This window comes from Streptomyces sp. NBC_00872, from assembly GCF_045161915.1.
GTDB lineage: Bacteria > Actinomycetota > Actinomycetes > Streptomycetales > Streptomycetaceae > Streptomyces.
The window spans coordinates 4,664,555-4,688,271 of the sequence record NZ_CP108806.1 but is presented as its reverse complement, the minus strand read 5'-3'; the positions used below and the strand labels follow the sequence as shown (position 1 = coordinate 4,688,271).

At 69.6% G+C, this 23,717-nt stretch carries 23 protein-coding genes, 1 pseudogene and 1 riboswitch; of the genes and pseudogenes, 16 read left to right on the top strand and 8 right to left on the bottom strand.

Going from position 1 to position 23,717, the window contains the following annotated elements; genetic code table 11:
• The first annotated feature begins 10 nt into the window (after positions 1–10).
• A complete protein-coding gene (locus OG214_RS20020; protein WP_405985508.1) occupies positions 11–838 on the top strand; it encodes a hypothetical protein in 828 nt (275 codons plus the stop codon).
• A gap of 60 nt (positions 839–898) precedes the next feature.
• Here OG214_RS20020 and thiC read toward each other — a convergent pair whose 3' ends face one another.
• Entirely contained in the window at positions 899–2,731 is a 1,833-nt protein-coding gene (thiC, locus tag OG214_RS20015; RefSeq protein ID WP_405985507.1) for a phosphomethylpyrimidine synthase ThiC, read from the bottom strand.
• Positions 2,724–2,869, bottom strand: a riboswitch (TPP riboswitch). (Overlaps the previous gene by 8 nt.)
• 71 nt (positions 2,870–2,940) lie before the next feature.
• On the opposite strand from thiC, the gene OG214_RS20010 reads away from it, so the two are divergent.
• Positions 2,941–4,455 carry a YibE/F family protein gene (locus OG214_RS20010; protein ID WP_363082768.1) on the top strand — a complete coding sequence of 505 codons (1,515 nt, stop codon included), beginning with the start codon at positions 2,941–2,943 and terminating at the stop codon, positions 4,453–4,455.
• Positions 4,456–4,546: 91 nt separating this feature from the next.
• On the opposite strand, the gene OG214_RS20005 is transcribed toward OG214_RS20010, so the two are convergent.
• The 3 genes from OG214_RS20005 to OG214_RS19995 form a co-directional block, all read right to left on the bottom strand.
• Positions 4,547–4,981, bottom strand: a complete 435-nt coding sequence (locus tag OG214_RS20005; RefSeq protein WP_093594306.1) for an SsgA family sporulation/cell division regulator — start codon at positions 4,979–4,981, stop codon at positions 4,547–4,549.
• A 710-nt stretch (positions 4,982–5,691) separates the two neighbouring features.
• Positions 5,692–5,910, bottom strand: a complete 219-nt coding sequence (locus tag OG214_RS20000) for a DUF5326 family protein (protein WP_363082767.1) — start codon at positions 5,908–5,910, stop codon at positions 5,692–5,694.
• Positions 5,911–6,110: 200 nt separating this feature from the next.
• Positions 6,111–6,428: a cupin domain-containing protein gene (locus tag OG214_RS19995; RefSeq protein WP_365902132.1), complete on the bottom strand. Its 318-nt coding sequence runs from the start codon at positions 6,426–6,428 to the stop codon at positions 6,111–6,113.
• A 15-nt stretch (positions 6,429–6,443) separates the two neighbouring features.
• Here OG214_RS19995 and OG214_RS19990 point away from each other — a divergent pair, with 15 nt between their 5' ends.
• From OG214_RS19990 to OG214_RS19970, 5 genes and pseudogenes are all read left to right on the top strand, one after another.
• Positions 6,444–6,824, top strand: a complete 381-nt coding sequence (locus OG214_RS19990; protein WP_363082765.1) for a phage holin family protein — start codon at positions 6,444–6,446, stop codon at positions 6,822–6,824.
• A 145-nt stretch (positions 6,825–6,969) separates the two neighbouring features.
• Positions 6,970–7,461, top strand: a pseudogene (locus tag OG214_RS19985) (low molecular weight protein-tyrosine-phosphatase); the annotation flags it as partial.
• Positions 7,458–8,657 carry a cystathionine gamma-lyase gene (locus OG214_RS19980; RefSeq protein WP_405985506.1) on the top strand — a complete coding sequence of 400 codons (1,200 nt, stop codon included), beginning with the start codon at positions 7,458–7,460 and terminating at the stop codon, positions 8,655–8,657. The pseudogene OG214_RS19985 and the gene OG214_RS19980, both read left to right, overlap by 4 nt.
• A gap of 386 nt (positions 8,658–9,043) precedes the next feature.
• Entirely contained in the window at positions 9,044–9,937 is an 894-nt protein-coding gene (locus OG214_RS19975) for a LysR family transcriptional regulator (protein WP_363082770.1), read from the top strand.
• A 52-nt stretch (positions 9,938–9,989) separates the two neighbouring features.
• Entirely contained in the window at positions 9,990–10,469 is a 480-nt protein-coding gene (locus tag OG214_RS19970) for an NUDIX hydrolase (protein WP_363082763.1), read from the top strand.
• A 141-nt stretch (positions 10,470–10,610) separates the two neighbouring features.
• Here the strand turns inward: OG214_RS19970 and OG214_RS19965 are convergent, their stop codons facing one another.
• Together OG214_RS19965 and OG214_RS19960 are read right to left on the bottom strand one after the other, a co-directional pair.
• The gene (locus OG214_RS19965) at positions 10,611–12,599 is read right to left on the bottom strand and encodes a globin domain-containing protein (protein ID WP_405985505.1); all 1,989 of its coding nucleotides are present in this window, start codon (positions 12,597–12,599) and stop codon (positions 10,611–10,613) included.
• A 299-nt stretch (positions 12,600–12,898) separates the two neighbouring features.
• Positions 12,899–13,540 carry an HAD-IB family phosphatase gene (locus OG214_RS19960; protein ID WP_363082761.1) on the bottom strand — a complete coding sequence of 214 codons (642 nt, stop codon included), beginning with the start codon at positions 13,538–13,540 and terminating at the stop codon, positions 12,899–12,901.
• 76 nt (positions 13,541–13,616) lie between these two features.
• Between OG214_RS19960 and OG214_RS19955 the strand changes: the two genes are divergently transcribed.
• The 3 genes from OG214_RS19955 to OG214_RS19945 all read left to right on the top strand — a co-directional run bounded on the left by OG214_RS19955 (position 13,617) and on the right by OG214_RS19945 (position 15,618).
• Entirely contained in the window at positions 13,617–14,144 is a 528-nt protein-coding gene (locus OG214_RS19955) for a DUF2269 domain-containing protein (RefSeq protein ID WP_363082760.1), read from the top strand.
• 5 nt (positions 14,145–14,149) lie between these two features.
• Positions 14,150–15,031, top strand: a complete 882-nt coding sequence (locus tag OG214_RS19950) for a GNAT family N-acetyltransferase (protein WP_363082759.1) — start codon at positions 14,150–14,152, stop codon at positions 15,029–15,031.
• 134 nt (positions 15,032–15,165) lie between these two features.
• Entirely contained in the window at positions 15,166–15,618 is a 453-nt protein-coding gene (locus tag OG214_RS19945; protein ID WP_363082758.1) for a GNAT family N-acetyltransferase, read from the top strand.
• Between the two features lie 118 nt (positions 15,619–15,736).
• On the opposite strand, the gene OG214_RS19940 is transcribed toward OG214_RS19945, so the two are convergent.
• Entirely contained in the window at positions 15,737–17,215 is a 1,479-nt protein-coding gene (locus OG214_RS19940; protein ID WP_405985504.1) for a serine hydrolase domain-containing protein, read from the bottom strand.
• Positions 17,216–17,411: 196 nt separating this feature from the next.
• On the opposite strand from OG214_RS19940, the gene OG214_RS19935 reads away from it, so the two are divergent.
• The 6 genes from OG214_RS19935 (at position 17,412) to OG214_RS19910 (ending at position 23,475) form a co-directional block, all read left to right on the top strand.
• Positions 17,412–18,788, top strand: coding sequence for a pyridoxal phosphate-dependent decarboxylase family protein (locus OG214_RS19935; RefSeq protein WP_405985503.1), 1,377 nt, complete (start codon positions 17,412–17,414; stop codon positions 18,786–18,788).
• A gap of 35 nt (positions 18,789–18,823) precedes the next feature.
• On the top strand, positions 18,824–19,444 hold the full coding sequence (locus OG214_RS19930; protein ID WP_365902143.1) for a GNAT family N-acetyltransferase: 621 nt from the start codon (positions 18,824–18,826) through the stop codon (positions 19,442–19,444).
• Positions 19,441–20,076 (top strand): DUF6875 domain-containing protein, encoded by a 636-nt coding sequence (locus OG214_RS19925; RefSeq protein ID WP_363079917.1) that lies wholly within the window; start codon positions 19,441–19,443, stop codon positions 20,074–20,076. Before OG214_RS19930 ends, OG214_RS19925 begins: the two co-directional genes overlap by 4 nt.
• A gap of 418 nt (positions 20,077–20,494) precedes the next feature.
• Positions 20,495–21,925: a hypothetical protein gene (locus OG214_RS19920; RefSeq protein WP_405985502.1), complete on the top strand. Its 1,431-nt coding sequence runs from the start codon at positions 20,495–20,497 to the stop codon at positions 21,923–21,925.
• A complete protein-coding gene (locus OG214_RS19915; RefSeq protein WP_405985501.1) occupies positions 21,922–22,236 on the top strand; it encodes an FG-GAP repeat protein in 315 nt (104 codons plus the stop codon). Before OG214_RS19920 ends, OG214_RS19915 begins: the two co-directional genes overlap by 4 nt.
• 435 nt (positions 22,237–22,671) lie before the next feature.
• Positions 22,672–23,475 carry a DUF6193 family natural product biosynthesis protein gene (locus OG214_RS19910; protein WP_405985500.1) on the top strand — a complete coding sequence of 268 codons (804 nt, stop codon included), beginning with the start codon at positions 22,672–22,674 and terminating at the stop codon, positions 23,473–23,475.
• A 5-nt stretch (positions 23,476–23,480) separates the two neighbouring features.
• Here the strand turns inward: OG214_RS19910 and OG214_RS19905 are convergent, their stop codons facing one another.
• Positions 23,481–23,681 carry a hypothetical protein gene (locus OG214_RS19905; protein ID WP_363079914.1) on the bottom strand — a complete coding sequence of 67 codons (201 nt, stop codon included), beginning with the start codon at positions 23,679–23,681 and terminating at the stop codon, positions 23,481–23,483.
• Positions 23,682–23,717 lie beyond the last annotated feature (36 nt).

Genomic DNA, 23,717 nt, shown 5'->3' with positions numbered 1-23,717 from the left:
GCATCGGGGGATGCACATGAACAGCGCTCCGCACCTGCTGAGCGAGGATCGCGCGGATTTCGAGCGGATCCTCGACGATGTGCTGCGCAACGCGCACGACCGGCCGGATCTCACCTCGGTCGGGGAGCGGCTCAACACCGAGCAGCTACGCACCATGGCCCTGAACGCCACGGCGCCGATCACCACGGCGGCCGCGGCCGAGTACGAGCACTACAGAAAGATCCGCGAGGAGTCACGTTCGCCGGGGCCCTCCGTCCCGGTCCGCGATTCCGTGCTGGAGCCCGACGCGAGCGGGCCGACGGGATCCGGTGCGGGGCTGACGGCTGTCGTCACCGTGCTGCTGCCGGTGCTCGGGGGCACGGCCGCGGTGATCTTCCTGCTCGTCGGCTATCTCCTCAAAGCGCTCAGCCGGCCACCCGCGTTCGCCGACAGCCTGGTCGCCGTGGGCTGGTTCTTCGGCGCCGTCACCGCGATAGGCATCCTGGCCGCCGCGACCGGCCTGCTGATCACGGCCCTGCGCAACAGTTCGACGCAGCTTCCGGCCGAGGAGCCGACGGGCGGTGAGCTGCCCGACGAAGTGGCCCGTGCGCGGGAGGCCTGGCGCCATGCCCTGCTGGAGCGCGGCCTTCTGCCCTTCCTGCGCGCCGCACTGGCCGACCCGAGCACGGATCCGGCCGCCCCACCACCCAGGTCGATCAAGCACCTGCCCAAGATCGGCTACAGCCGGCCGGACTTCACCAGCCCGGACGAAGGCGCCACCACCGGCCAGCGTCCGAGCTTCACCAGCCCGGACTTCACCAGCCCCGACTTCGGCGGCCCGGACCATCCCCCGGAGTGAACCCGCCCGAGCGGCGGGGGCCCAGAAGACCGCCCCCGCCGCTCACGCGAACCGCGGGGGTCAGTCGGCCAGCGGCAGATACACCCTGTTGCCGCTTGCCGCGAACTCCTTGGACTTCTGTGCCATACCCGCCTCGATCTCCGCGGTTCCGATCGCGCCGTCCTCCGTAGCGGCGTCCGTCACCCCGGTGCCCGCCATATCACCGCCGTGTCGCTGCCTGATGTCCTGCGAGATCTTCATCGAGCAGAACTTGGGGCCGCACATCGAGCAGAAGTGGGCCGTCTTCGCCGGTTCGGCCGGGAGGGTCTCGTCGTGGAACTCCCGGGCGGTGTCCGGGTCGAGGGCCAGATTGAACTGGTCCTCCCAGCGGAACTCGAACCGGGCGTCGGAGAGGGCATCGTCCCAGTCCTGCGCCCCCGGGTGCCCCTTGGCGAGGTCCGCCGCATGGGCCGCGATCTTGTAGGTGATGACACCGGTCTTGACGTCGTCCCGGTTCGGCAGACCGAGATGTTCCTTCGGGGTGACGTAGCAGAGCATCGCCGTCCCCCACCAGGCGATCATCGCCGCACCGATCCCGGAGGTGATGTGGTCGTACGCCGGAGCCACATCGGTCGTCAGCGGGCCGAGCGTGTAGAACGGCGCCTCCTCGCAGATCTCCTGCTGAAGGTCGATGTTCTCCTTGATCTTGTGCATCGGGACATGGCCCGGCCCCTCGATCATCGTCTGTACGCCCAGCCGCTTCGCGGTCGAGTTCAGCTCCCCGAGCGTACGCAACTCGGCGAACTGGGCCTCGTCGTTGGCGTCCGCGATGGACCCCGGCCGCAGACCGTCGCCCAGGGAGTACGTCACGTCGTACGCCGCGAGGATCTCGCAGAGCTCCTCGAAGTTCTCGTACAGGAACGACTCCTTGTGGTGCGCCAGACACCAGGCCGCCATGATCGAACCGCCCCGCGAGACGATGCCCGTCTTACGGCGCGCCGTCAGCGGCACATACCGCAGCAGCACCCCGGCATGGACCGTCATGTAGTCGACGCCCTGCTCGGCCTGCTCGATGACCGTGTCCTTGTAGATCTCCCAGGTCAGCTCCTCGGCCCTGCCGTCGACCTTCTCCAGCGCCTGGTAGAGCGGCACGGTGCCGATGGGCACGGGGGAGTTGCGCAGCACCCACTCACGCGTGGTGTGGATATTGCGGCCGGTGGAGAGGTCCATCACCGTGTCGGCGCCCCAGCGCGTCGCCCAGGTCATCTTCTCCACCTCCTCCTCGATGGAGGAAGTGACCGCGGAATTGCCGATATTGGCGTTGACCTTCACCAGGAACCGCTTGCCGATGATCATCGGCTCGATCTCCGGATGATTGACATTGGCCGGCAGTACGGCGCGGCCCGCCGCGATCTCCTCGCGGACGACCTCCGGGGACACGTTCTCGCGGATCGCGACATACTCCATCTCCGGGGTGATGTCCCCGCGACGGGCGTACGCGAGCTGCGTCACCACCTGCCCGCTCCGGCCCCGGCGCGGCTGACGCGGCCGGCCCGGGAAGACCGCGTCGAGATTACGCAGTCCCCCGCGCGGCGCCGTGTGCTTGAGTCCGTCGTCCTCGGGGCGGACCGGCCGGCCGGCGTACTCCTCCGTGTCGCCCCGCCCGATGATCCAGTTCTCCCGCAGCGGCGCGAGACCCCGGCGTACATCCGTCGTGACGGTGGGATCGGTGTACGGCCCCGACGTGTCGTACAGCGTCACGTCCTGGCCATTGGTGAGATGCACCCGGCGGACCGGCACCTGAAGGTCGGGGCGTGAACCCTGGACATATCCCTTGTGCCAGCCGATGGACCTCTGAGCCTCGTTCGGATCTCCCGAATCGGAGGCAGGCGTGTGTGCGTCCTGAACGGTCATGAGACCTACTCCCTACGCCGGCATTACCCGGTAACAGGTTCAGCGGTCGGCGCAGCTCAGGGGTCTCGGGGATGCTCCCCGGGACTACACAGTCAGCGCCCTCTCAGCCCGGTGCTCCGAGCTCCCGCGTGTGCAAAAGGTGACACCACGCTAGCGTCATATCCGGCGTGCTGAACAGAGGGCCTCTCGCTTCTTGCGATGATCGGAGGGTGACCTCACCCCAGCAGACCCACGAATCACATGGACACTCGCACAGCCATGGCCCCGCCGCGCCGGTCTCCCAGCACCTCCGCAAGGTCATCGCCGCGGTCCTGATTCCGTTCGCGACCGCGGTGGTCGTCGGGCTGGCTGTTCTCTGGCCGGGTGGTACGCCGGCGCATGAGCGCACCGGTGTGGGCTTCGACCGGCAGACCGAGCAGGGTCAGGTGGTGCAGATCGAGCGGGTGGACTGCAAGGACGTGAACGCCGCCCAGATCCCGTCCACCGGCGACATCTCAAAACCCCAGGGGCGCGAGGCGGAGCGGGCGGAGAACGGTGACTGCGCCAAGGCGACGATCGAGGTCACCAGCGGCAAGGAGAAGGGGCACACCTTTATCGAGGTTGTCCAGCCGGACGCGCCGCGACAGTTTCACGTGAAACAGGGCGTAGTGGTCGCCTACGCACCCGACGCGCCCCGCGATCTCCAGTACTCCGTGACGGATGTGAACCGCAAATTCCCCATGGCTCTGCTGGCGGGGATCTTCGCCCTGGCGGTGGTCGTGGTGGGGCGGCTACGCGGTGTCATGGCCCTGGTCGCACTCGCCGTCTCATTCGCCGTGCTGACGCTGTTTATCCTGCCCGCGATCCTTCAGGGCTCGAATCCACTGGTCGTGGCAGTGGTCGGAGCCAGCGCGATCATGCTGCTCGCGCTCTATATGTGCCACGGTCTGACAGCCCGTACCTCGGTCGCGGTCCTCGGCACGCTGATCTCGCTGCTGCTGATCGGACTGCTGGGATCGCTCTTCATCGGCTGGGCGAGCCTGACCGGTAATACCGATGACAACACCGGACTGATCCATGGCCTCTATCCCGAAATCGATATGAGCGGTCTGCTGCTGGCGGGCGTCATCATCGGCTCACTCGGAGTCCTCGACGATGTGACCGTCACCCAGACCTCAGCGGTCTGGGAGCTGCACCAGGCGGATCCGTCGATGGGACCACGTGCCCTCTACCGGGCGGGTATCCGGATCGGGCGGGACCATATCGCCTCGGTGGTCAATACGCTCGTCCTCGCCTACGCGGGCGCCGCGCTGCCCCTGCTGCTGCTCTTCTCGATCGCGCAGTCAGGGGTGGGGACGGTCGCGAACAGTGAACTGGTGGCGGAGGAGATCGTCAGAACCCTGGTGGGCTCGATCGGTCTGGTCGCATCCGTACCGGTGACCACGGCGCTGGCGGCGCTGGTGGTCTCCGCCGACCGCGCGGGGGCGAAGGGCTCGCCCCTGGCCCCGCCGAGGGCCCCCGTGGAGGCCCTGCCTTCCGTAACGCCGTACCCGGCGGCTGGTGGGACAGCGGGCGCCCGGTCGGCGGGTCCGGCGGGCCCGGCGGGTCCGGCACACCCGACAGCCCTGACAGGCCCGGTGGGCGCCTCGGATCCCGAGGGCCCGGAAGCGGCGCCCTCGCTGCCCGTACAGAGCGCATCGGCGCGCAAACTGGGCGGCGGCAAGGGCCGACGCCGTAAGAAGTAGTCCCTCGGCCGTCCCGGCCCGGAAAACGCCGTCCCGTCCGGATATTCGTTCGGCGGGAAAGGATCACCCGGACGGCCCCGTTCCATCCGGCTCAGCCGGCGTTCTCCTCAGCCAGAATGCGGCCGAGCGCCTCCTCGAGATTGCCCTCGAAGTCACCGAGCGTGCGCTCCTGACCGAGCGGAACCAGTCGATCCGTACGGTCCAGGAAGGCCACCAGCGGCGCGGCACTGACCCGGAAGAGCGCGTGATCGTCTCCGACCTGGAGCCGGATATGGACATCGGAGAGGTCCTCGGGCTCCGTGGGCGCGATATGCACATCGCCGTCACCGCTGGGCGTATTGATCCCGTCGAGCAGCAGCTCACGGCCGAAGGTCCAGGTGACAGGCGCGTCGCCGGGCAGATGGAATGTCATGCGCACGGCGTAGGGATCTCTCATCTCGTAGTGGAGTTCCACCGGGATCCGGAACGCCAGCTCCTCGGAGACGAGGAAGCTCATCAGGACCTCGGCCTGCACCGACTCGCGCATCGTGTACTCCGGAGTAGATGAAACAGTGGCTGGGAATGATCCCCGTTGACCCTCTTGACGCAATCGTCCTGTAAGCGCTAGCAGATCACAAGGAGTAAGTTTTCAGATACAGACAGAGAAGGCGAGCGGACTGAGCAACAATCCGGTCTCTCTGTGTAATCACTCGACCGTCGAGAGCTGTTGCTTCCGTTCGCGGAGTGGCACAGAAGCAGCCACGATCGCCTCCGTGATCCGAAACGGACGGGCGCGTCGAGCGTGTCGCGCCGACGGCCGATCGAGTCGGTGATCTTGCACCGGTCGCTGAACCGCCCCGCCGGGGAGAGAACACTCCGATACGTGGCGGGCAGCGGGAGCGCGGTCTCACGCGTGAGCGGTTTCGCGGGCGCTCCGTCCGGATGCGGAAGGGAGCCTGTCGGCCCGAGCGGGCGCGTCGGCCGAAGCGGCGCGGCGCGCGAGGCACCGGACCGATCAGGGTCGGAGCTGCGCGTCTTGTAGCCGTGGCCAAGGTCACCCCCAGGCATGCCGTCGGGCGAGGGCCCGCCCGCGGGGGCCGCCCCCGCGCGCCCGCCGCACCCCTGAGGGGGACCGGGGAACGGTGGGATTTGTCACTCTAGGGGCAGGCCGCTCACCGGGATGGTTTCCGGTTCACCTTTCCCTCGCGCGAGTTAACGGCCGTACGCGCGGTCTGGCCTGCCGGTCGCCGCCGGCTCCTACCAGTCACCCCGTGAGGACGAGGAGGACATGAACTTCCGTACGACATAGATGAGTCCGCCGACGAGTGCCACAAAGATCAGCAGCTTGAAGAGCACTCCGATCACGAACGTGACCACACTCATGATCAGTCCGCCGAACACCACGAGGGCGATCACAGGCACCGCGATCCACTTCACCCACCAGGGCAACCCCGTGAGTAGCTCCCGAACCGCCATCGTCCTTACCTCGCTTCACCGAGTGACTCGCGTACCTGCTGTGCACCATCGATGCTAGAGCCGCGGGGACCGCGGCGGAGCCCGCGCGGCCCCCGCTCTCCCCTGATGCGACCCTGAGGCGGCCCTGAGAAGACCGGTCGGTTCCTGGGGAGGACAGGGCCGGTTCCCGGGGAGGACAGGCGGGTTCCCGGGCGGTCCGGTCAGCCCTCGGGGGGTGAGAACACCACCATCACCCGCAGGTCCTCCGTGATGTGGTGGAACTTGTGCGCGACTCCGGCCGGCACGTACACGACGCTGCCCCGGCCGACCTGGGTCGTCTCCATTCCGACGGTGATCGAGGCCCGGCCGCTCACGACGAAGTACACCTCGTCCTGCCGGTGCGGCAGCTGCGGGTCGATCTCACCGGCGTCCAGGGCGTAGAGACCCACTGACATGTTGCGCTCCCGCAGAAACTGCAGATACGCCCCGTCGTTGGCGGCACGCTCCGCCTCCAGCTCATCCAGTCGGAATGCCTTCATGCCACGATCAGACACATGAAGAATTTCGTAGTCAAGACGATCGCCAACGCGGCCGCTCTCGCGGTGGCGATCTGGCTGGTCAAGGACATCACTCTGACCGGTGACAACACCGGCAAGCAGGCCCTGACACTGGTGCTCGTCGCCCTGGTCTTCGGGCTTGTGAACTTCATAGTCAAGCCGGTGGTGAAGCTGCTGACGCTGCCGCTGTTCATCCTCACCCTCGGGCTGATCACGCTGGTGGTCAACGCCCTGATGCTGCTGCTGACCTCGTGGCTCGCGGACAAGCTGGATCTCAGCTTCCATGTCGACGGCTTCTGGACCGCCGTGCTCGGCGGGCTGATCATCTCGATCGTGTCGTGGGCGCTGCACATGGTGCTCCCCGACGACAATGACTGACCGCCCCCTGACCGGCCCGGCCGGTTCCACCGAGGCCACCGCCGGCCCCGCCGCCGAGCTCGCCGCCGATGCCACCGCCGGCGCCACGACCGGCCCCAACGCCAGCTCCGCCGTCGGCGCCACGGCCGGCGCCACGGCTTCTCCGTACCGCGTCTGTTTCGTCTGCACCGGCAACATCTGCCGCTCCCCCATAGCGGAGGCCGTCTTCCGCGCGCGGCTGACCGAGGCCGGTCTCGACGGGCTGGTCGAGGCGGACAGCGCCGGAACCGGCGGCTGGCACGAAGGGGACGGCGCCGATCCGCGCGCCGTGGCCGTACTGGACGCGCACGGCTATGAGAACGATCACACCGCACGGCAGTTCCATGCCTCGTGGTTCTCCCGTCTCGACCTGGTGATCGCGCTGGACGAAGGCCATCTGCGCGAGCTGCGCCGGCTCGCCCCCACCCCAGCCGACGCCGCGAAGGTACGGCTGCTGCGCTCGTACGACGCCGCCGCCGAGCCGACCGGCGATCTGGGCGTGCCCGATCCGTACTACGGCGACATCACAGGCTTCGAGGAGTGTCTGGAGCTGGTGGAGGCGGCGAGCGAAGGGCTGCTCGCCGCCGTACAGGACACGATCGAGGAGGCTGCCGCATGAGCGGGAACGGAGTGAGCGACGTGAGCGGCGGGGACGGCGTGGCCGCCGGGGACAGTGTGTCCCGTGGGAACAGCCCGGCCCTCGGGGACGGCACACGGGCGGTGCGGGCGGGGCTGCCCGACCCGGTGACCTACGAACCGACCCTGCCGGGACCGGTCTTCGCCGCTCACTACCATCTGCCCGGCGAACCGACCGGCCCGTACACCTACGGCCGGGACGACAATCCGACCTGGACCCATCTGGAACGCGCCATCGGTGAGTTGGAGGCGCCGGGGGAGCCGGTCGAGACAGTCGTCTTCGCCTCCGGGATGGCCGCGATCTCCGCGGTGCTCTTCTCACAGCTGCGGGCCGGCGACACGGTCGTGCTGCCGAACGACGGCTATCAGGCGCTGCCGTTGCTGCGCGAGCGCCTTGAGGCGTACGGCGTGACGGTGCGGACGGCGCCGACCGCCGGCGACGCCCAGCTCGGTGTTCTCGACGGTGCCCGGCTGCTCTGGATCGAGACCCCGTCCAACCCCGGCCTCGATGTCTGCGACATACGGCGGCTGGTGCGGGAGGCGCATGGAGCCGGTGTGCTGGTCGCCGTCGACAACACGCTCGCCACCCCGCTCGGCCAGCGGCCCCTGGAACTGGGCGCGGACTTCTCGGTGGCCAGTGACACCAAGGGCATGACGGGCCATGGCGACATCCTGCTCGGCCATGTGACCAGCGCCGATCCGGAGCTGGCGGCGGGAGTACGGCGCTGGCGCAAGGTCGTCGGGGCGATCCCGGGGCCGATGGAGGCCTGGCTCGCGCATCGTTCGCTGGCCACGCTCCAGCTCCGGGTCGACCGCCAGTGCGCGAGCGCGCTGATAGTGGCGCAGGCGCTGCTGGAACGTTCCGAGGTGAGCGGGCTGCGCTATCCCGGGCTGCCGAGCGACCCGTCGTACCCCGTCGCCTCACGGCAGATGCGGCGTTTCGGCTCCGTGGTCTCGTTCGTGCTGCCCGACCGGGAGTGGGCCGAGCGCTTTCTCGCCGGGCTGCGGCTGGTGGACGACGCGACCAGCTTCGGCGGCGTACGGTCCACGGCCGAGCGGCGCGGCCGGTGGGGCGGCGACGCCGTACCGGAAGGCTTCATCCGGTTCTCCGTGGGGGCCGAGGATCCCGAGGACCTGGTCGCGGATGTGCTGCGTGCCCTCGACGAGGCGACCCGCTGACGTCCGCGGCGCGTTCGCGGAGGGCGTTCGCGGAGGGCGTTCGCCGGATACGGAGCCGGAGCCGGAGCTGGGTACGGACGCCGGATACGGACGGGGAACGGGGATACGGGGGCGGGGATACGGGCGGGCCGGGGCGGGTACCAGGACAGGTGTCGTGGCGGGTGCCCGCACGGGGGCCCGAGGAGTGTCCCGTTCGAACAGACGGTCCGAGCCTCCCCCCTCATGGCTCGGACCGTCCCAGGTTCCACGCGCGGAGAACCAGTTCCACAAGGCTAGTTGACTCTGCGTCAGTGTCCAATCACAGTAACGACAGCAACCTATCGACTTATTTATAGTTGCGGTCCGAAGACGCTGCGGGGGCGCGGTACGAGACGGGAGTGCGGGACATGGACCTGGCCCTGCTGCGTACCTTCGTCACCGTGCACCGCGCCGGCTCCTTCACCCGCGCCGCGGCGCTGCTCGGTCTCTCCCAGCCCGCGGTGACCAGCCAGATCAGAGCTCTCGAACGGCAGCTCGGCCGCCCGCTCTTTCTGCGCCAGGCCCGCGGCGTGACCCCCACGACGATCGGCGACGAACTCGCCCACCGCGCGGCGCCGCATCTGGACGCGCTGATCGAGATCGCCGAGACCGGGCTCGACGAGGAGTCCGGCGTACGGACGCTCCATCTGGCGGGGCCGCCGGAGTTCATGTCCGTGCGCGCGCTGCCGGCGCTCACCCCGCTCACCGCCCATGGCCTCACACTGCGCATCTCGTTCTGCGCCAACGCCGAGGAGACCCTGGAGGGGCTGGCCGCCGGACACCACGATCTGGCCATCACCACGGCCCGGCCCCGAGGCGAACTGCTGACATCGACTCCGCTCTGCGACGAGGAGCATGTGCTGGTCGCGGCGCCCCGCTGGGCGGCACGGCTGGGTCATACGGTCCTGCGCGAGGGCCATGTGGTGCTGGAGCGGCTCCCGGTGGTGGAGGTGCATGAGTCGCTGCCGCTCGTGTCCCGCTACTGGGCGTCCGTCTTCGACTCCCCGCCGGCCGCCGCGGGCACGGTGATCGCGCCCGATCTGCGAGCCGTGCTGGAGTGCGCGGCGGCGGGCGCGGGACTGGCCGTACTGCCCCGCTATCTCTGCGAGGGCGCGCTGGAGCGGGGAGAGGTGGTCGCGCTCCTCGATCCGCCGGTGCCCCCGCTGCGCACCTATTTCCTGGTCGTGCGCACGGGCACACTCGCGCTGCCCCCGGTCTCGCGGGCGCACGAGTGGCTGCTGCGTGCCGCGGTGGACTGGTGACAGCGTGGCCGGCGGGAGTTTCAGAACGGGTGCCACGGGCGAACCTCTTCCCATGACCGAACGGCCCGTGGTCAAGCGCACCGCACGCGCCATCCTGCTCGACGGCGACGACCTGATCCTGATCAAACGCACCAAGCCAGGGGTTGATCCCTACTGGATCACACCCGGCGGCGGGGTCGAGACGACGGACGACACCGTCGTCGAGGCGCTCCACCGTGAAGTCCACGAAGAACTGGGCGCCAAGATCATCGATGTGGTGCCGTGCTTCGTCGACACCGTGGAACACATCGCCGACGGCGGCGTGACCGGCGTCAAGGTGCAGCACTTCTTCGTCTGCCGGCTGGAGTCGATGGACATCTCGCTGCGGCACGGTCCCGAGATGGACGAGCCCTGCGGGGAGTACGAGATCGTCCGGGTGCCCTTCAGCCGGGTCGGGATCGCCGCCGTCCATCTCGTACCGCTCTCGCTGCGGCACTATCTCGACGGCAACATTGAGGGCGTGCGCGCGATGCACGCCCCCGACCTCGGCTGAGGATTCCGGTCCCGGCCCGCCTGGGCGCCGACCCGCCTGGCGCCGGCTCCCGCCCCCTGGCTCCGGCTCCCGGCGCCGACTCCCGACGGAGCGCTGCCAGCGTGCGGTCGGCGTGCGGGTCCGGGGCGGGTCCGGCCGGACTCAGTTGGCGGCGGCCACCAGCTCTTCCAGGGAGTCGTGGCGGATCCGCTCGGACGGGATCCCGGCGCCCTTGAGCGCGTCGAGGCCGCTGCGGATCATCCCCGGCGGACCGGACAGATACGCGTCGTACTCATGCCAGGGACCATGCTCACGCACCGCCTCGGGGAGCTGTCCCGTCAGACCCAGGGTGGGTCCCTCGGCGACCACCGGGCGCACGGAGAGCCAGGAATGCTCACTCTCCAGTCGCAGCATCGTCTCGATGTCGTACAGATCCTGATCGCTGCGCGCGCCGTAGAAGACCTCGACCGGGCGCCGGTGGCCATGCTCGGCGACATCCTCGACAAGCGCCTTGATGGGCGCGATACCGGTGCCTCCGCCCAGACAGAGCAGCCCGTTGTGGCTGCTGTGGTCGACGGTCATCGAGCCGGCCGGCGGGCCGAGACGGAGCACATCGCCGGGACCGGCGCGATGGACCAGGGCGTTGGAGACCCAGCCCGCCGGGACGGCCTTGACATGGAAGGAGAGCAGTCCGTCCGGGCGCGGTGCCGAGGCGAAGGAGTAGTGCCGCCAGACCCGGGGCCACCACGGCGTCTCCAGGCTGGTGTACTGCCCCGCGAGAAAGGGGTACGGCTGGTCGGGCCGGACGGTGACGACGGCGATGTCGGCGGTGCGCAGCTCGTGCGAGACCACTTCGGCCTGCCACCAGGCCGGGGCGTGCAGCTCGTTCTCGGCGGCGGCGTCGATCATGATCTGCGAGATGGTCGTGTACGTCCTGACCCAGGCGCCCTCGGTCTCTTCGTCCCAGATGGCGGACGCGTAGCGGGTCAGCGCGCCGATCAGGGCCTCTCCCACGGCCGGATAGTGCGTCGGCTGGGTGCCGTACTTGCGGTGTCCGCGGCCCAACTGGCGCAGATAGCCGGTCAGGACATCAGGGGTGTCCATGTGCTCGGCGGCGGTGAGCAGCGCCTTGAGCAGGCGGTCGCGCTGGGCGTCCATGGCCGCGGGGAACAGATTGCGCAGATCGGGGTGGCGGACGAAGAGCAGCGCGTAGAAGTAGGAGGTGAGCTGGTCGGCTACGGGCGCGACCTCCTCCAGGGTGCGACGGATGAGGATCGCGTCGGGGGACGCGTTGCGGTCCTCCGGGAAGAGAGAGGCCGCGGGCGCCGCCACGGACGGCTGCGTGGCGGGCGCCACGACAGACGGCTGTGCGGCAGGCGCGGTGACGGACGGCTGTGTGGCGGGCGCGACCGGAACCTCGGGAGGCAGCGCGGCCGATACCGGGACCTCCTGCGGCAGCGGAGCGGCGACCCGGGGCCCGGTGGCACCGGTCTCGGCACGGCCGGTCTCGACGGGCTCCGGCTGAGCGGCAGAGGTCTTGACGGCCTCCGGTTCGGAAGCGCGCGACTCCGTGTCCGGATGCCCGTCCGGCTCCCGCCGCATCGGATCGGCGGGCGGAGCTGTGTTCTCCTGTGCGGCCGTGGGGCGTGCCGGGGGAGGCCCTACGGGCTCCGGCCGGCCGACGGCGGACCGTACGGCGGCCTCCGCGGCCGCCTGAGAGACGGGCCCTCTCTCACTGCCCGGCTCGGCCGCGGTGACGGGGCCCTCCGGGACCGGCGGATGCGCGGCCGGTCCGTCACCGCCGTGGGACCCCTTGGCACGCGGGCGAAAGGCGGCGGGGACATCGTCCACCGGCGCCGGCGGGCGGGGGACGGTATCCGTACGCGCGTCACGCCCTGCGGGGCCTTCGTGCGGCGGGCGCGCGGGACGCGTCGCCCCGGAACCGACCGGGCGTATGGAGGCGAGTGAGCGGCTCGGCATGCGTATTCGCTCCCGGCCGGCCGGCTGTGCCGCACCGCCGGCCGCGCCGCTTGCCGGGCCGGAGTCACCGCGGCCGTCGGCGCTCGGCGCCCTGCGGGGGGCGAACCAACCGCCCTTTCCGCCCTCTCCGGAAGTGCCGTTGTCGGCCGACGTGGTGGTCGGAGCGTCCATGGTGTGCCTCGCCTCGAACATCTTTCGGTCGGTCTGCGCACTTCCGCTGGTCCGGAATACGCTAGCAATTCCCCGCTCGACTAGGACTGTTGGCTTCCCACATTAGCCTCCGCCACGCTCCTGGTCCCTGCCGTCGCAGCATGACAGGGAACAGCGACGGAGGGGACAAAGAGCGTGAAGTCCGGCCATCCACACCGGATTTACCGTTATGCTGCTTTGCTCCCGTGCCCATTCGCGGTTTCCAGCCGTGCTTCCCGCAGCCCCCCGGGGTCAGCGTATTACTGTCGGCGGCACGCGAGTCACCGCGTAGGGCATACCAGTTCATAGGCCTCGCGCAGATCGCCTCCGCTGTACGTGTGCGTGGCAAGCCCCGACAGATGGTGGTCCGCATTCACCGCCACCGCCCTGGGCACCGCCGCAAAGATCTCGGCGTCCGACATGGAATCACCGTACGCAACGCAGTCGTCCAGGCTTACCCCGAACTCTGCACAGAGCCGGTCCGCGATCTTCACTTTGGCCGCCGGGTTGAGAATGCCCGCCCGGTCGATCGGCTCGGTGAAAGGCAGAACCGGCCAGCGTGAACCATGGGCGGCATGCGCGCCCCAACCCAGCAGCCGTGTGACAAAGAAGTCGGGCGAGAGGGAGATAACGGCACAGTAATCTCCTTGCCTTCGGATATCCGCCCAGACCTCACGTATTCCGGTCAGCCAGGGCGCACCCTCGAAGGCCGCCGATACCTGCTCCGTGGTCAGATCGGCCCATAGCTCCCGCGCCCGTACCGCGAACTCGTCCGGCGCCATCCCCCGTGAGAGAAAATCGCTCTCCAGCCTGGCGATCTCGACGCTCAGCCCGAGCTGCCGGGAGATCTCCACAGCCGCGGCCGAACCGCGGATGAGTGTGCCATCGAGGTCGAAGAGATGCAGTCTGCGTACGCTCGCCATGTACGCCGAGGTTAGTACGTGCGGTTACTCCCCTCGTCAGACGCCCTTCTGCCGACCGGACGGCACCGTGTTTCACGTGAAACACCTCAAACGCCCCCTCCGCCGGGCCCTCCTTGTCATCCATGTCGCTACGTCCGTGGGCTGGCTGGGGCTCACGCTCGGTCTGCTGACACTCGGCGTGACCGCCTTCATCACCAACGACCCGGCCACCACCCGGACCGCTTACCGGGCCATGAAGATCCTGGTCGACCGGCCGGTCATTCCGGTGGCGTTGCTCGCCCTGATCAGCGGACTGGTGCTCTCACTCGGTACGCCCTGGGGTCTGGTCCGGTACTGGTGGGTGTGGATCAAGTTCTGGCTCACGCTGATCACCTTCGGTGCGACGGTCTTCGCCCTGCGGCCGGTCATCCATGAAGCGGCGGCTACCGGAGTACCCGACAGCAGCCTGGTCGCCGCGCCGTCGGTGGCCACCTCCGCCTATCTCCTGATGACCGCGATCTCGGTACTCAAGCCGTGGGGGCTGACCCGGCACGGGCGACGCCTGCGGGCTCTGCCGACTTCCCGCAAACCGGTGGACGAACGATCATCGGCTCCGACAGCCTGATCCCCATGCCGACATCACTCTCCGTTCTGCCCATCCGCCGTCTGACCTTGGGCGACCTCATCTCCTGTGCGGATCTCGCCGAGGACCGTGGCTGGGCCCGGGAGGAGCACAGATGGGGCCTGCTGCTGGCAGCGGGCACCGGATACGGCATCGATGATCCCGAGGGCAAGGGCCTGGCGGCCGTCTGTGTGATCACCTCGTACGACCCCTCGGGCGCGGGCCGGGGTCTCGCGGCCATCGGCATGATGCTTGTCGCCGGACGCCATACCCGGCAGGGGCTCGGACGGCGGCTGATGACCCATGTGCTGGGTGAGGCCGCGGACACCCCGCTGATGCTGCATGCCACGGAGTACGGCCGACCGCTCTATCAGCAGCTCGGCTTCACGGACATCGGCGCGACCGAGACGGTCGTCGGGCGCTTCCGGTCTCCGGAGACCGCGCCCTCGGTGAAGACACGGCCCGCTGCCGCCGGCGATCTGCCGGCGATCGTTCGCCTGGACACCGAGGTCTTCGGAGCCGACCGCACCCATGTGATCGCGCGCCTGCCCGCCTTCGCGGACCGGCTCAGAGTCGCGGAGGACAGCTCCGGGCTCATCGGCTACGCGGCGGCCTGGCCCACTCCGGAGGCGCATGTGATCGGCCCGCTGGTCGCCGCGGACACGGTGACCGCGAAGTCGCTGATCTGCTCACTGGTGTCCTCACTGACCGCCGCCCCCGACCGGCCAGTACGTACGATGATCGATGTACGCCATGAAGAGCTGCTGGCCTGGGTGAAGGAGCACGGTCTGGAGCAGGCGGCCCGCACCACGACGATGGTCCATGGCATCCCGGATCTGCCCGGTGACTGGACCAGGCGGTTCGCACCGCTGAACCTGGCCACAGGCTGAGTCACGTGTCGGTCCGCCTTCGGCCCTCGCTCCCCCTCCGGTCCGGATTCCGGTCGGTATTGCGATGGGATTCCGGTGGGGACCATCGAAAAGCCCCAGCCTCACGCCCTGCCCTCCGGCGTAATCTGCGGATCATGAGCGACCTGGAGATACGGCCCGCGGCCCCCGACGACCTCCCCGCCATCGTGGCGATGCTCGCGGACGACCCGCTGGGCGCCCAGCGCGAGTCCCCGGACGACCTCACCCCGTATATCGCGGCCTACGAGCGCCTGGCCCGCGACCCGAACCAGCGGCTGATGGTGGCCGCGCGCGAGAGCCGGGTGGTCGGGACGCTCCAGCTCACCATCGTTCCCGGACTCTCCCGACGCGGTGCTCTCCGCTCGATCATCGAGGGCGTACGTGTCCATGCTGACGAACGCGGCAGCGGACTCGGCACTCGGTTCATCGAGTGGGCGATCGATGAATCCCGCCGCCAGGGCTGTCAGCTGGTCCAGCTCACCTCCGACGCGAGCCGCACCGATGCCCACCGCTTCTACGAGCGGCTGGGCTTCAGCGCCTCCCATGTGGGCTTCAAACTCCAGCTCTGACGGACGGCACCAAGGAGCGGGAGGGCTCGATCGTCCAAGGAGTCCGCCATACACCGGAACGGCCGCCCTCGCCTGTTTCACGTGAAACATCCGGCTTGTTTCACGGCGTCATACCGCGTCACGGCGTCATACCGCGCCAGCCTCCCTTGTCCACGCCGCCGGGCACATCCGCCTCGGGGTCATACGGCTGACGGGTAAAGACAAACGAACCGAGGTCGAGATGGTCCGCCGAACCATCCGCCCGACGCACCACCCGCAGGGTCTCCCCCGCGTAATAGCCGTCGAGCCCCATCCAGGTGCCGTCCGGCTGTACGACAAAACGTGAGCCTCTTCCACTGCCGCGCAGCGGATGCAGCTCCACGCCTCGCTCCGCCGCCAGCTTCAGCCCGAAGGCATGGGTACCCCAGTACCACGGACCGGTCAGCTCCAGCAGCCCCTGATCGGCCTCCGGCAGCGGGCGCCAGGGCTCGGGGATCCGTGGCTCGGCATCCGCCACGATCCCGATGAGATCCGCCGCGACCATCCCGGTCAGCGGTCCCGAGGTGGCATTGGCGAGCACCACCGCCGCCACCCCGTCCTCCACACCGACCCAGAGGGCGGCGAGAAAGCCGGGCAGCGAGCCCATATGCCCAGCCAAGCCACGACCGCCCTGGCGGGCCAACTGCATACCGAGCCCATAGCCGCCGTCCCACTGACCGGCCTCCGGTGGGGCGGACGGTGTCCGCATCTCCCGTACGGACTCCGGACTCAGGACCTTCGCATCACCCTCGGCGAGGAACCCCGCGAAGCGGCAGAGATCGGCCGCGGTCGACCAGAGCTGACCGGCCGGAGCCATCAACCCGAGATCCATGGCGGGCTCGGGAAGCATCACATCCGCCCACGGATGCACGGCCCAGCCTCCGGCGTGCGGGGCGACAGGCTGTGTGGTCGTACGGTCCATGCCCAGCGGCTCCAGAATCTCCCGCCGCAGCACCTCCTCCCAGGACGCGCCCCGCACCGCCTCGATCAGCGAACCGAGCAGGGTGTAGCCCGGGTTGGAGTAGTGGTGACGGCGCCCCGCAGGGTGGAGTACGGGCCGCTCGCCCAGGACATCGGAGAGTTCCGGGCGTCCCGTGCCCGGTGTCCGCTCCCACCAGGGCGCCGGGCTTTCGGCGGCCAGTCCCGCGGTGTGGTCGAGAAGCTGGGCGATGGTGACCTCTCCCACGCGGGTGCCCCTACCGGTGCCCACACCGGCTCCCCTACCGCTGCCCGTGCCGGCTCCCGTACCGCTGCCCGTGGACGTGTCCGTGCTGATGCCGGCGCCCGCATCCGGGAGGTGCTTCTCCAGGGGGTCATGGAGATCGAGCAGTCCCTCGTCGCGCAGCCGCAGCACCAGAACGGCGGTGAAGGTCTTGGTGATCGATCCGACGCGGTACTGGGTGTCCGCGTCCGGGGCGTGCCCGTCCACACAGCTACGGGAACCCGACCAGACCATCCGTCCCTCGCGTGCCACCGCCGCGACCAGTGAGGGCGCGCGCCCCTCGGTCTGTGCGAGGGCGATGCGGTGCAGCAGGGCTCGCCGGGTGCCGGGCAGCAGCTCTTCGAAGGGTGATGTCATGCACCACATCTACCGGTGCCGTCCGACGGAGTCGACTTCATTTCACACGGCGTCGAAGCGCCCTCCGCCCGCCCCCGAAGAGCCGATACCGGACGAGTCGACGCGCGTTGCGCGGGGCTTGCGGGCCGGCCCGTATACGTACTCCTACGTACGTCCGAGTCGTACGTCCAAGTCGTATGCCCGGGGAAGGCTGACCGTGGATCTTCGCTACTGGCTGCCGCGCGCGGTGGATGTGGCCGAGCAATGGGGCGAGCGGTTCGGTCCCTTCGAGGCGCACACCGCGCACCAGGTCGGTGACGAGGCGTTCGCCGACGCGTTCGAGCGGTTCGCCAAGCGGATGGAGGACAACTACCCGTTCTTCCATCCCCGTTACGCCGGGCAGATGGTGAAGCCGCCGCATCCCGCCGCCGTCGTCGGCTATCTCACGGCGATGCTGTTCAACCCCAACAACCACGCGGCGGAGGGCGGCCCCGCGACCACGGAGATGGAGCGCGAGTGCGTCGCCGCGCTGGCCGGGATGTTCGGTCTGCCCGCGCATGTCGGGCATCTGACGACGAGCGGCACGATGGCGAATCTCGAAGCGCTGTACGTGGCCCGCAGACTGCATCCGGACCGCGGGGTGGCCTACAGCTCGGAGTGCCACTACACGCATGAGCGGATGTGCGAGGTACTGGGCGTCGAGGGCCACCGGGTGGCGGTCGACACGTACGGCCGCATCGATCTGGACGCCCTGGAGAGCCTGCTGAAGACGGGCCGGGTCGGCACGGTGGTGGTGACGACGGGCACCACGGGGCTGGGGGCCGTGGACCCGGTGCACGAGGTGCTGCCCCTGGCCCGGCAATACGGGGCCCGGGTGCATGTCGACGCGGCGTACGGCGGCTTCTACGCGCTGCTCGGACGGGCGGACGAGCCCGAAGGGATCGACCCGAGGCCCTGGCGGGCGCTGGCGGAGTGCGACTCGATCGTGGTGGACCCGCACAAGCACGGGCTTCAGCCCTATGGCTGCGGGGCGGTGCTGTTCCCCGACCCCCGCGCCGGCCGGCACTTCGCGCACGACTCGCCGTACACCTACTTCACCGACGCCGAGGTGCATCTGGGCGAGATCAGCCTGGAGTGCTCACGGGCCGGAGCCGCCGCCGCGGGACTGTGGCTGACCCTTCAGCTCCTCCCGCTGACCCCGGACGGATTCGGGGCGATCCTCGCGGCCAACCGTCGCGCGGCGCTGCGGTGGGCGGATCTGCTGGAGGCGTCGGACGCCCTGGAGCTGTACCAGCGGCCCGATCTCGACATCGTCACCTACTTCCCGGCGACCCGGCCGGCCTCCCTGTCCGCCGTCGACGCGGCGTCCGGACGACTGCTGCAAGGCGGCATGACCGCTCACAAGGAGCCGGTCTTCCTGAGTGTGCTCCGTACGGACGCCGAGGCGTTCGTACGCCGGCATCCGCGGATCATCCGCGACGCCGATGCGGCACGGGTAATGCGCAGTGTCCTGATCAAGCCGGAGGCCGAGCACTATCTCGACCGCCTGCACACCCGGGTGGAGCAACTCGCCGTCCGCGGCGAGGAGCGGTAGCGCACGGCCCCCGCACCGCCTTCCGGAGGGAATCGTTGTCCACGTTCGAAAGTCCGCCGCGTGGTGTCCTGCGCCGTCCTGCCAGGCCGGACACCGATGAGCTGGCCGCGTTGCTGGCCGCGGCCTTCCACGACGATCCGCTGACCCGCTGGATCATTCCGGACAGCCGGACCCGGGCGGAACTGCTGCCCGGCCTGTTCCGTGTCTTCGTCGACGTCTCGCACGACTACGACGGAGTGGCCCTCTCCCCCTGCGGCGACGCGGTGATGCTGTTTCTGCCGCCAGGGGCCTCGAAGGAGGTGGACGCGCGCGGGGACGAGCTGGAACAGCGGTTCACCGACGCCCTCGGTGAGTACGCCGAGGCGCTGGGGACCATCGTCGGGCTCCAGGCCGAGCGCCATCCGGCCGGCCCCCCGCACTACTACGCGTCGTTCGGGGCGGTCCGCCCCGAACGGCAGCGGAACGGCCTGCTCTCCGTTCTGCTCCAGGAGCTCATCGACCGCGCCGACCGGGAGGGCCACCCGGCGTACGCGGAGGCCAGTTCACCCGGTGGCGAGGCGCTCTGCCTCCGGCAGGGTTTCGTTCCGCTCGGCGGCGACATCACGCTGCCGAACGGCGGTCCGTCGCTGCGTCCGCTGTGGCGGGACCCGCGGTGAGGGGCGACAGGCACATCCACTTCTGGACCGCGGCCGAGGTGGCGCGCGGCGAGGTGCCGCGGCGGCATCTTCCGCATCTGCGGGCGGTCCTGGAGTGGAGCGGCGACTTCCTGGTGTCCGGCCATCCCGAGCTGGGCCGGAGCGGCCCGGTGTGCCCGTACACCCAGCCGTCGCTGCGCAAGCAGCTCTTCCATCTCGCGGTGCCGGCCGGGGCGGAGGGCGCGGATCTGTCCTCGGCCGTCGGCTCGCTGCGTGCCTGGTACGAGAAGCTCTCGGCCGACCTGGACGAGGAGGACCAGGAGCTGCTGACCCTGCTGCTGGTGCTGCCGGGCTTCGACCCGACGGACTCGGGCGAACTGGACGAGCTCCAGCGCAAGGCCAAGGACGAGTTCGTGGCCGACGGCCTGATGATCGGGCAGTTCCATCCGGTGTGCGAGGAACCGGGCCTGTGGAACTCCCTGTTCCGTCCCCTGCGGGCTCCCGTGCCGCTGCTCGCGGTCCGTAAGCTCCTCGTCTTCGACCTGCCCTTCCTGCTCGGCGACGATACGCACATGGACCACTATCTGCGCCGGTTCGCCCCGGACATCCCGGCCCGGGTCCGCGGCCAGTTGGTCAGCCGCGTGGTGTCCTGAGCAACGCCCCCCACCCCTCACCACCCGCCCACCACGCACCCGGAAAGCCCGACGCCCGTCCCCAGCTCCTGGGGACGGGCGTCCTCCGCCGGCAGCGCGCCCACCGCGCAGCGGCCCGCACCGGTTCAGAGGACGCTCCGGTTCGGAGGCCGGTGCGGTTCGGAGGCCGGTGCGGTTCGGAGGCCGGTGCGGCTGATACCGGCCCCGCGAACTCCCTGTCACAGGCGGCTCAAGAATTCACCGGCCTCACGTACAACCCCCGCGCCTGGGTGACGGTCTCCTGATCGCTGGCTCCCTCCGCGTACCGCGGGAGTACCCGCACACAGCAGCGCCTACGATCCGCTCCGCCCTCGTAGGGGCCACACCCGCCACACCCTCCGTACCCGGCGCACCCTCGCCGCCCCTGCCTGGAGCCCCCTTGCGCAGAAGCACCCTCCTGCTGGCCGCCACCCTCACCACCGGTCTGCTCACCGCCCTGCCCGGCACCGCGACCGCCGCCCCCTCCGGGCCGGCCAGTGACTTCAACGGCGACGGCTACCGCGATGTCGCCATCGGCGCGTTCGCCGCCCAGGTCGGCTCCGTACCGAACGCCGGGGCCGTCGTCGTCCTGTACGGCTCGCGCTCCGGCGTCTCGGCCGCCAAGAAGACCGTGATCACCCAGAACTCCGTCGGCGTCCCCGGCACCGCCAGGGACGGCGACCGCTTCGGCAGCAGCCTCGCCGCCGGCGACCTGAACGCCGACGGTTACGCGGACCTCGTCGTCGGCGCCCAGTTCGAGAGCGTCGGCGACCGCGCTGGCGTCGGCTCCGCCACGGTCATCTGGGGCGGCAAGTCCGGTCTGACCGGTGGCTCGGCCCTGCCGTCGCCCTCCGGCCTCACCGAGTGGGGCGGCTACTCCTCCGGCGTCGCGACCGGCGACTTCGACGGCGACGGCAGGACGGACGTCACCATCACCGGCCAGAGCCGCACCGGTCTGTACAGGGGCCCCTTCGCCCGCAACGGCAAGCCCGTGAGCCTGACCGTCGTGGACGAGCTCGGCTCGACGTACGAGGTGATCGCGGGCAACCTGAACGGCGACCGCGCGGCCGAGCGTGTCTACCCGTTCGCCGTCGACGGTGACGAGGGCGGCGACATCCGCTACTTCAGCCACGACCCGGGCGACGAGTCCCACCCCGGGTCGGACTACGCCCAGACCCGGCTGCCCGGGGCCGATGGGCACCAGGGCGCCGTCGGCGACATCAACGGCGACGGCTACGGCGACCTCGTCCTCGGCGACCACGAGGACCCGCGCAGCGCCAAGAAGGCCGGTCACAAGGGCGGCCAGATCACCGTCTGGTACGGCGGCGCGAACGGTCCCGCCCCGACGCAGAAGCCGACCGTCGTCCACCAGGACACGGCGGGCGTGCCCGGCACCGGCGAGACCGAGGACCTCTTCGGCTCGGCGCTGGCCGTCGGCGACATCAACGGCGACAAGTACGCCGACGTCGCCGTGGGCGTCCTCGGCGAGGACAACGGCAAGGCCAGGGACTCGGGTTCCGTGACGATCCTGTTCGGCTCGGCCACCGGACTCAAGGGCTCGGGCGCCAAGACGTACACACAGAACACCGCGGGCGTCCCCGGCACCGACGAGTCCAACGACGCCTTCGGCCAGTCGGTCCGCCTGACCGACCTCGACAAGGACGGCAAGGCCGATCTGATCGTCGGCGCCGGCGGGGAGAACGGCTACGGCGCGGTCACCGTCCTGCGCGGCAGCGCCTCGGGCCTCACCACCACCGGCGCCAAGTCCTTCACCGCGCGCGATGTCGCCCTCAAGGGGGGCGCCGACTTCGGCTGGGTGATCGCCCAGTGACATACCGCCGGCTGGCCGTCCTGCTCGCGGCCTCCCTCACCGCCCCCGCCGCACAGGCGGCCACACCCGCGAAGCCGTACGACTTCAACGGCGACGGCCGGGCCGACCTCGTCGTCGGCGCGTCCGCCACGACGACCGGCTCGGTCACCGTCCTGTACGGCTCGGCCGCCGGCCTCACCACCAAGGGTGCCACGCCGTACACCCAGAACACGGCGGGCATCCCGGACACCGAGGAGAAGTCCGACCGCTTCGGTGGCCGCACGTCCCTGCTGGACCACTCCGGCGACCGGCGTGCCGAGCTGTCCGTGTAGGCCCGGATGAGAACTCGGGCGACGGCGCGGTGTGGTCGCTGCGCGCCACGCCCACCGGCCCGGCACCCACCGGCGCGGCGAGCTTCGGCCCGTCGTCCACCGGCATCACGACCTCCGGCACACCGGGCTACGGATCCCCACTCGGCGGCTGACCCCGCCCCACCCGCCTTGCCAACCACCACCGTCACCCCGGCGGCGGTGACCGGCAAGGGCGGCCAGGCACCGGACGCCATCACTCGCGGTCGTGTCCGAGACCGTCGTGCCTGAGACCGTGAAGCCGCAAATGAGATCCCGCGAACTCGTGTAGCTTCTCGCGTCTCATGTCACGACACAGCCCGCTGACCTGGTGCCGTGCGACCTGTCTCACCGTGCGGCATGGCAGATTCGTCTCACGAGACGTGGCCATTTCCTCAGCGCAGACGGCAGACTCCGGCGGTGACCTCGAACTCCCCGCGCCCCGTTCCACACGAAGCAACTCCCGCCGACCCTGTTCTCTATCCGGATCTTGCGGCTGCCGGCAGTCTGGCCGTGGCCTTGGCACTGACTGCTGCCGAGCAGGGGCTGGACCTGGATACGGTGCTGAGCGACGATTCGGATCCGCTGCGGACAGCCGGCGTGACCAGCACAGCTCCTGACCGGGAACCGTGCTGGATCCTCATCGGGTCGGAGAGCCGTTGGTTCAACATCAATGGCCTGCGTCAAGGCGTTCAACTGCTCTCGGGCTCGACCTCCGATCTGGAAGAGCTGGCCCGAGCCGCAGCAGGTTGGCGAAACGGGGCCCGGCTCCGCGAGATCGAGAAGGCTGCTCCCTTCATCAAGGTGAGCGAACTGGCCGAAGCTCATGAACGCGGTCCAGCCGAAGCGGTCACCGTGCAGTGGCGGCTCCTCTTGGAGGACTTGCACCAGGAGGCCGATCGTCTCGACCTCGCCCGCCAGACACTTGCGCTCGCCGAGACGGCGTCGGCCAAACCGAAGCTGCGGCGGTTGTATCCGTTCACCAGCCACTGGTCACTTCACTTCACGACCTGCACCGGGTTCCCGTACTCATGGGACGTGCCGTTTGTCGATCCACTGAGCGGCGGACGCTATCGCGTCTGCGGTCCCTCCCGGGGGATAGTGATCGGCGAGGCAGACACGGCTGAGCACGCGATTTCCTTGGTGATAGGCGGTCTGCCGACCGACTGCGGTCCGGCTGTCGCTGGCACCGCCAACGATCTACGTCATCAGCGGTTGGGCTGATCAGATCACCCGTCCGGGAGCCGCCCGCCCTCTGTCTGAATCCATCCGTGGATGCCCTCGATGGCGTTGAGGAGATCCTGGAAGGTGCGGAGATCACGATGCTGTTGTCGGACCTGGCCAGTTGCCACGTCCCCGTACTCAAGTTCAGTTTCACCGCTACTCCAGACGATGAGCACGGCGATGTCGTCATCCCTTTCGAGCGTCATCCAGGTACTGGTCTTGGTTCGGCCATCTGCGGGCGA